The 8,495-nt window shown below is 71.8% G+C and carries 6 protein-coding genes; 4 read left to right on the top strand and 2 right to left on the bottom strand.

Features of this window, described 5'->3' with window-relative positions:
- Positions 1–23 precede the first annotated feature (23 nt).
- A complete protein-coding gene (locus tag FHG89_RS31925; RefSeq protein ID WP_139588103.1) occupies positions 24–1,142 on the top strand; it encodes a GuaB3 family IMP dehydrogenase-related protein in 1,119 nt (372 codons plus the stop codon).
- 60 nt (positions 1,143–1,202) lie between these two features.
- Here the strand turns inward: FHG89_RS31925 and FHG89_RS31920 are convergent, their stop codons facing one another.
- Complete coding sequence (locus FHG89_RS31920) at positions 1,203–2,327, bottom strand: sugar phosphate isomerase/epimerase family protein (protein WP_139588102.1); 1,125 nt, start codon at positions 2,325–2,327, stop codon at positions 1,203–1,205.
- Positions 2,328–2,614: 287 nt separating this feature from the next.
- Between FHG89_RS31920 and FHG89_RS31915 the strand changes: the two genes are divergently transcribed.
- Both FHG89_RS31915 and FHG89_RS31910 read left to right on the top strand, forming a co-directional pair.
- Positions 2,615–4,039 (top strand): M1 family metallopeptidase, encoded by a 1,425-nt coding sequence (locus FHG89_RS31915; RefSeq protein WP_139588101.1) that lies wholly within the window; start codon positions 2,615–2,617, stop codon positions 4,037–4,039.
- 106 nt (positions 4,040–4,145) lie between these two features.
- Complete coding sequence (locus FHG89_RS31910) at positions 4,146–5,603, top strand: M1 family metallopeptidase (protein ID WP_139588100.1); 1,458 nt, start codon at positions 4,146–4,148, stop codon at positions 5,601–5,603.
- 6 nt (positions 5,604–5,609) lie between these two features.
- On the opposite strand, the gene FHG89_RS31905 is transcribed toward FHG89_RS31910, so the two are convergent.
- Positions 5,610–6,728 (bottom strand): LCP family protein, encoded by a 1,119-nt coding sequence (locus tag FHG89_RS31905; RefSeq protein WP_139588099.1) that lies wholly within the window; start codon positions 6,726–6,728, stop codon positions 5,610–5,612.
- Positions 6,729–6,873: 145 nt separating this feature from the next.
- Here FHG89_RS31905 and FHG89_RS31900 point away from each other — a divergent pair.
- The coding region (locus tag FHG89_RS31900; protein WP_139588098.1) for an FAD-dependent oxidoreductase at positions 6,874–8,495 on the top strand (1,622 nt) is incomplete at its 3' end.

Raw genomic sequence — 8,495 nt, 5'->3', positions numbered from 1 at the left:
CCCCCAACCACCTGGAGTCCCCCATGCGTGACGTGGTCGAGATCGGGCTGGGCAAGACCGCGCAGCGCGGCTACCACCTGGACGACATCGCCATCGTGCCGAGCCGCCGGACCCGGGACGTCGACGACGTCTCCACCGCCTGGCAGCTCGACGCGTACCCGTTCGGCATCCCTTGCGTCGGGCACCCCTCGGACGCCACGATGAGCCCGTCGTCGGCGGTGCGGCTCGGTCAGCTCGGCGGCCTCGGCGTGCTCAACGTCGAGGGGCTGTGGACCCGCTACGAGAACCCGACGAAGGTGCTGGAGGAGCTGGCCGGCCTCGACGAGGACGCCCGCGCCACCAAGCGGCTCCAGGAGGTGTACGCGGAGCCGATCCGCCCCGACCTGATCGCCGAGCGGGTGAGTGAGCTGCGCGCCGGTGGCGGCACGGTGGCGGTGCGGGTCTCCCCGCAGCACACCCTCGCGCTGGCGCCGGTGATCCTGGACGCCGGGGTGGACATCCTGGTCATCCAGGGCACCATCGTGTCGGCCGAGCACGTGTCGACGACCGACGAGCCGCTGAACCTCAAGGAGTTCATCGCCGACCTGGACCTGCCGGTGATCGTGGGCGGCTGCACCGACTACAAGACGGCGCTGCACCTGATGCGTACCGGCGCGGCCGGTGTGATCGTGGGCATCGGCGGCGACGGGTGGTCGACCACCGAGTCGGTGCTGGGCATCCGGGTGCCGATGGCGACCGCCATCGCCGACGCGGCGGCGGCCCGGCGGGACTACCTCGACGAGACCGGCGGCCGGTACGTGCACCTGATCGCCGACGGTGACATCCAGACCTCCGGCGACATCGCCAAGGCGCTCGGGTGCGGCGCGGACGCGGTGATGCTCGGCGAGCCGTTGTCGCTCTGCGACGAGGCGCCCGCCGGTGGCGCCTGGTGGCACTCGGCGGCGAGTCACCCGTCGCTGCCCCGGGGGACGTTCGAGGTGGCCGGTGAGCCGCTCGGGTCGATGGAGGAGCTGCTCTTCGGCCCGGCCGACGAGGCCGACGGTCAGCTCAACCTGTTCGGTGGGCTGCGCCGGGCGATGGCCAAGTGCGGCTACCGCGACCTCAAGGAGTTCCAGAAGGTCGGCCTGGTCCTGGACCGCTGACCTGCCCGATCAGACGCCGGGAGGCCGGCCCCGCCATCGTGGCGGGGCCGGCCTCTCCGTCTACTTCTTGAGGTAGATGGTCAGGTCGGACATGTTGCGGTAGCTGAGCGCCGCGAAGTCCAGCGACTGTGCCCGGTTGGCGGTGCCGCCGGGGGCGGTGTCCATCTCCCAGTTGGCGTGGTGGAAGTCCCGCTCGCCGATGGTCTGGAAGAACTGCTGGAAGTTGATGTCGCCCTCGCCGAGCGGGGTCATCTGGTGGCCGTTGGGCACGCTGGTGTCCCGGTCGCCGTCCTTGGCGTGGAAGAGCGGGAACCGGGTGGTCCGGTCGGCCACGTTGAGGATGGGGTCGAACAGGTCGGTCTGTTCGCGGCCGGCCGGGTCGACGTACTTCTGGTGCTTGTACCGGGCGACGTAACCCCAGTAGATGTCGAACTCGAAGAAGACGTACCGGGGGTCGGTCCTGCCGAAGAAGTACTCCAGCCGCCGGATGCCCGACGAGCGGGTGCGGCGGCCCTGCGCGTCGAGCGGCCCGGAGTCGAGCAGGAAGCTGTACGCGACGTCGTGGTTGTGCGTGTAGAGCCGCATCCCCCGGGCCCGGGCCTGCCTACCCAGTTCGTTCCAGGTGTCGGCGGCGGCGTCCCAGTCGGCCTTGTACGCGCTGTTGGTCGGGTCGCTGCCGGTGCCGATGTTCTTCATGCCGAGTTCCTCGGCGATGTCGAGCTGCTGCTGGAAGGTGGCCGCCTGGATCGAGGCGTGGGTGCCGTTGGCGACCAGGCCGTTGTCGTCGAGGATCTTGCGGATCTCACGCGGGGTGATCTGCCGGCCCAGGATCTCGGTGCTCTGGGTGTAGCCGGCGAACTCGATCTCCTTGTAGCCGATCTCGGCGAGCCGGGCGAGGACACGCTCGAAGCCGTACGGCACGCCGCTGTCGTCGGGCGCGGCGGTGATCCGGTCCCGGACGCTGTAGAGGATGATGCCGCGGTTCTTCGACGGGATCAGCGGCTCGACCCGCAGCTTGCTCTTGCCCTTGTCCCTGGGGTGGGCGAGTGCGGGGGTGCCGGTGGCGAGGACGGGCAGGCCGGCCGCGCCGATCGCGGCGGCGGCGCTGGCGGAGGCGGCGAGCAGGGACCGGCGGCTGAGCCGGCCGGCAGGGGAGGAGGCGTCGGGTGCGGTCTGGTCTGGCATCGTTCCACCTTTCGCGACGGTGGTTGCCGTCGGTGACGATCAGCAGAGGTGCGACGAGAGTCCGGTCGCGGGGGCGCCGCCGAGCGCCCGGTCCGCGTCCGATTGTTCCGGACGCGTTACATCTTGGAGTCAGACACTAACGACGGTCGAAGCCAAAAGAAAGTATTGATCTGGGCCAACTTTTGTTTGATTCGACGAAAGTAACTGATGATCGTCGATACGGGCCGCACGCCACGTGGCGCTGACTACGCTCGTCCTGACCGTGGTTCGCGGCAGGAGGAGTGCGCATGGTCCGCACCGGACGGACACCGACCGGCAGCCACCTGGTCGCCAGCGTCACCGCGTTGACCTGTGTGGTGGCACTTGTGGCGTCCGGTTGCACGGGCGCCGGCACCGACGGGTTCCGGCCGGGGGCCGCCGACGCCGGTGACCCGTACGTGCCCGGGCGCGGCAACGGCGGCTACGACGTCACGCACTACGGCCTCGACGTCCGCTACGACCCGGCGAGCGACCGGCTCACCGGCCGCGCCGTCATCACGGCCACCGCCACCCAGGACCTGTCCCGCTTCAACCTGGACCTGCACGGCCTGACCGTCGACGCGGTCACCGTCGCCGACGCGCGGGCCGACCACCGCCGCAGGGACGACGAACTGGTGGTGACCCCACGCGACGGGCTGCCCCGCGGCCGGCAGTTCACGGTGACCGTCGACTACGCGGGCGTCCCCGACGCCGTCACCGACGGTGAACTCGGCAGCGGCGGCTTCCTGCACACCGCCGACGGAGCTGTCGCGCTCGGCCAACCCGACTCCGCCGCGACGTGGTTCCCGGTCAACGACCACCCGTCCGACAAGGCCAGCTACGACATCGCGGTGACCGTCCCGGACGGACTGTCGGCGCTGAGCAACGGGGTGCCCGGCCCGACGAACAGCGCCGACGGCTGGACCACCTGGCGCTGGGCCGAGCGCGCACCGATGGCCAGCTACCTGAGCACCCTGGTGATCGGGAACTACCGGGTGACGACAGGCACCCACGCCGGCCGGCCGATGGTCACCGCCGTGGCGGCGAGCCTGCCGGCGACCGGCGGCGCGGCCAGCTCGGTGGCCCGCACCGGGGAGATCGTCGACTTCCTGGCCAGCCGCTTCGGCCCGTACCCCTTCGACTCGTACGGCGGGATCGTCGTCGCCGACGACCGGATCGGCTACGCCCTGGAGACCCAGTCCCGGCCGGTCTACGGACCCGCCTTCTTCAGCGACGACCGGCCCGATCCGGGCGTCGTCGCGCACGAGCTGGCCCACCAGTGGTTCGGCGACAGCGTGTCGCTGACCCGCTGGGGTGACATCTGGCTGAACGAGGGCTTCGCCAGCTACGCCGAGTGGCTGTGGGAGGAGCACGACGGCGGGCGTACCGCGCAGCGCAACTTCGAGATCCAGTACGCGGCGACGGACTGGACGCAGCCGTCGGTCGAGCCGGGCCGGGAGCGCATGTTCGGCACGGCCGTCTACAAGCGCGGCGCGCTCACCGTGCACGCGCTGCGCCGCACCGTCGGCGACGACGTGTTCTTCCGCATCCTGCGCACCTGGACCGCCGAGCGGGCGGGCGGCAACGCCACCACGTCGGACTTCGTCGCGCTCGCCGAGCGGGTGTCGGGCCGGCAGCTGCGGCCGCTTCTCGACGCCTGGCTGGTGGGCGGCTCGGCCCCCACCCTGCCGTGACGGTGGCGTGATCACCTGTCGATAGGCTGCCGCCTGCGATCGGCGCGAGACGCCCGTCGCGCGGGGACGGCCCTGCCACCTCCGCATCCGTACGGGAGGGCTCGTGATGACTGTGACGCGGCGCAGGCTGCGGGTCGGTGCCGGTCTGCTGCTCGCCGGGGCGCTCGCGCTGTCCGGATGTGACTCGACCACACCGGCGGCTGCGCCGTCGCCGAGCGCGTCCCCCACGCAGGCGCGGACGTTCACCTCCGGCGCCGCCGGGGTCGGCGACGGCTACTTCCCGAGCTACGGCAACGGCGGGTACGACGTCGGTCGGTACACCGTCAAGGTGCGTTACGACCCGGCGAAGGACCGGCTGTCCGGCACCGTCACGGTGCAGGCCACCGCGACGGCCGACCTGTCGACGTTCAACCTCGACCTCGCCGGCCTGACCGTCGAGCGGGTGACCGTGGACGGAGCCCCGGCCACCCACCGCAGGGACAGGAACGAGTTGGTGGTCAAGCCGGCGGCCGGCCTGATCAACGGCAACGGGTTCGTCGCGGAGATCACCTATGCGGGGGTGCCGAAGCCGCTGCGGAACGAGATGCTCGGCGACGGCGGGTTCCTGCACACCTCCGACGGCGCCATCGCCCTGGGGCAGCCCGAGTCGGCGAGCACCTGGTTCCCGGTCAACGACCACCCGTCCGACAAGGCCTCCTACGACTTCGAGATCACCGTCCCGGACGGGCTCACCGCGGTCAGCAACGGCGTGCCCGGCGGCAGGACCAGCAAGGACGGATGGACCACCTGGAAGTGGTCCGAGAAGTCGCCGATGGCCAGCTACCTGAGCACGCTGGTGATCGGCAAGTTCCGGGTCACCACCGGTGAGCACAAGGGCCGGCCGGTGTACAGCGCGGTCACCACCAAACTGGCCAAGGGCGCCGCGGACGCGTCGATCGCCCAGACCGTCACGATCGCCGACTACCTGGAGAGCGTGTTCGGGCCGTACCCGTTCGACGCGTACGGCGGCGTGGTCGTCTCCGACAGCCGCATCGGGTACGCGCTGGAGACGCAGAGCCGCCCGGTCTACTCCGGCGGGTTCTTCCGCCAGGGCGAGAACACCGAGGTGGTCGCCCACGAGCTGGCCCACCAGTGGTTCGGCGACAGCGTGGCGCTGGCCAAGTGGGAGGACATCTGGCTCAACGAGGGCTTCGCGACGTACGCGGAGTGGCTGTGGGCCGAGCACACCGGGGAGTACACCGCCAAGGAGGCGTTCGACGACCGGTACGCCCGGATGTCCGCCTCGGTGTGGAAGACGCCACCGGGCCGGCCGGGGGTGAAGGAGCTGTTCAGCGAGTCGGTCTACGAGCGCGGTGGGATGACCCTGCACGCGTTGCGGGTGGCCGTCGGCGACAAGGCGTTCTTCGAGATCGTCAAGGCCTGGGCGGCGGACAAGCGCAACGGCACCGCCACGACGGCCGAGTTCGTGGCCCTGGCCGAACGCGTCTCCGGAAAGCAGCTCGACCCACTCTTCGACGCGTGGCTCTACGGCACCAGGAAGCCCGCCCAGCCCAAGCGACTCTGACCGGGGTCAGTTCTTGATCACCAGCTTGGGGTGGGCGGCCAGGTACTGGTCGGCGCGGCCGGCGCGCAGCTCGGTGATGAAGGCGCGGCCCTCACTGGTGAGCTGTTCGCCGCGGTAGGCGCTGCCCTTCCCGACCCCGGAGCCGGGCAACCCGACAAGCACGAAGCGGTCCTCCGGCACCCTGCTCAGCGCGTACGCCAGGTCGACGATCCGGGTGCCGCCCACGTACACGAGGGTGTCGCCGAGTGCGGCGACCACCTGGTCGACCCGCTCGGGTTGCCGGGCCAGGCCCTCGTCCAGGATCTTGCGGGTCAGCGCGCGGATGAGCTGCTGCTGGTGGCGCTGCCGGGCGTAGTCGCCGCCGGGGATGTAGCGCTGCCGCGCGTAGTCCAGCGCCTGCCAGCCGTTGAGGTGCTGCTCGCCCTTCTCGTAGACCTGCTGCGGGCCGGTGTACCCGCCGGGCGCGCTCTCCCGGTACTTGCCGTCCGGCCGGCGGTGCAGCGAGGCGACCCGCTGGTCGACGTAGATGTCCACGCCGCCGAGGGCGTTCACGAGCCGGTCGAACCCGGTGAAGGTGAGCACCGCGCCGGCGTCGATGCGCAGCCCGGTGTAGCCGCTGACCGTGCTGCGCAGCAGCTCGTACCCCTGGGCGGTGCTCGGCTGTTTGGGTTTGCCCGGCACCCGGCTGCCGTAGCTCATCGCGTGGGTGAGCTTGGTCTTGCCGCCCTTGTAACCGGCCTTGGGGAACGCTGGGATGTCCACCAGCAGGTCGCGGGGGAGCGAGAAGAGGTACGCCCGGCCCAACCCCTTGGGCACGTGCAGCACCAGCACGGCGTCGGAGTGCGGCTCCCAGCCGGGCACGCTGACCCGGGTGTCCACGCCGACCAGCAGCAGGGTCAGCGGGCCGGTGATGTTCGCGCCCGGCGGCGGACCGCTGGGGCTGGGGGTGGGCGTGCCGATGGGCGACGGGCTCGTCGAGCCGGCCACCGGGGCGCCGCCGGGCCTGCTGTCGCCGGTCAGCCGGGTGACCACCGCCGCCCCTGCGGCGATCAGCGCGACGGCGGCGAGGGCCGCCAGGCCCAGCAGTAACCATCGCCGGCGCGGCGCCATCGACCCGAGGACCATGTTGGATTCCTTCCACCCGTCTGCTGAACAACGCTCCGACAGGTGCCCCGGGTTGCGGCCGGGCGGCGTCGGGTCGGTCGGCCGGTGCATGATCGCGCGAAAACGGGCGCTGGCGCGAGCGCTACTGGCGAGTAATGATGCGTCCATGCGGTATGACGTGGTCGTCATCGGGTCCGGCTTCGGCGGCAGTGTCACCGCGCTGCGACTGGCGGAGAAGGGCTGGTCGGTCGGCGTCCTGGAGGCCGGCCGGCGGTTCGCCGACGACGAGTTCCCGCAGACGTCCTGGCGGGCGCGGCGGTTCCTGTGGGCGCCGAAGCTGGGGTGCTACGGCATCCAGCGGCTCACCCTGCTCCGCCCCGCCGACCGGGGATCCGGCGGTGGCGTGCTCGTGCTGTCCGGGGCGGGGGTGGGCGGCGGTTCGCTGGTCTACGCGAACACCCTCTACGAACCGCTGCCGGCCTTCTACGCCGACCCGCAGTGGCGGGACATCACCGACTGGCGTGACGAGCTGGCCCGCCACTACGACCAGGCGAAGCGGATGCTCGGCGTCACCACGTACCCGATGGACACCGGCGCGGACCGGGCCATGCGGGCGGTGGCCGAGCGGATGGGGGTGGGCCACACCTTCCACGCCACCCCGGTGGGCGTGCACATCGGCCGGCCCGGCCAGCGGGTCGCCGACCCGTACTTCGGCGGCGCCGGCCCGGAGCGCACCGGCTGCCTGCACTGCGGCTCCTGCATGACCGGCTGTCGGCACGGGGCCAAGAACACGCTTGTCAAGAACTACCTCTGGCTCGCCGAGCGGCAGGGCGCCGAGGTGCACCCGTTGACCACGGTGACCGCCGTCCGGCCCGCGTCCGGCGGCGGGTACGAGGTGCACACCGTCCGCACCGGCGCGTGGCTGCGGGGACGGCGGCAGGTGATCCAGGCCGACCAGGTGGTCTTCGCGGCCGGCGCGCTCGGCACCCAACGACTGCTGCACGCGATGCGGGCCGACGGGGCGCTGCCGGCGCTCTCGCCCCGCCTCGGCGAGCTGACCCGGACCAACTCGGAGGCCATCCTGGGCGCCTCGGTGCCGCGCCAACGGGCCCGGGCCGAGGGGATGGACTTCACCGAGGGGGTGGCGATCACCAGCTCGTTCCACCCCGACGCGCAGACCCACATCGAGCCGGTCCGCTACGGGCGCGGTTCCAACGCGATGGGGCTGCTCCAGTCGCTCCTGGTCGACGGCGGCCCGCACCGGGTGCGGCGCTGGCTGGGCAGCATCGTGCGGCAGCCGAGGCTGGCCGCCCGGATGATCTCGGTCCGGGGCTGGTCCGAGCGGACGGTGATCGCCCTGGTGATGCAGTCGGCGGACAACTCGCTGACCACCCGGTGGCGGCGCGGGCTGTTCGGTCGTCGGCTGGTCACCGGCCCGGGGCACGGCACCCCGAGCCCGACCTGGATCCCGGCCGGCAACACCGCCGCCCGGCTGCTCGCCGAGGAGATCGACGGCACCCCCGGCGGCTCGCTCACCGAGCCGTTCGACATCCCGATGACCGCACACATCCTGGGCGGGGCGGTGATCGGCGCCACTGCCGCCGACGGGGTGATCGACCCCTGGCACCGGGTGTACGGCCATCCGGGGCTGCACGTGGTGGACGGCGCGGCGGTCTCGGCCAACCTCGGGGTCAACCCGTCGCTGACGATCACCGCACAGGCGGAGCGGGCGATGTCCTTCTGGCCCAACCGGGGCGAGGAGGACCCGCGCCCGCCCCTGGGCACCCC

The sequence above is a fragment of the Micromonospora orduensis genome, assembly GCF_006228125.1.
GTDB lineage: Bacteria > Actinomycetota > Actinomycetes > Mycobacteriales > Micromonosporaceae > Micromonospora > Micromonospora orduensis.
This window is presented reverse-complemented; position numbering and strand designations above follow the sequence as displayed.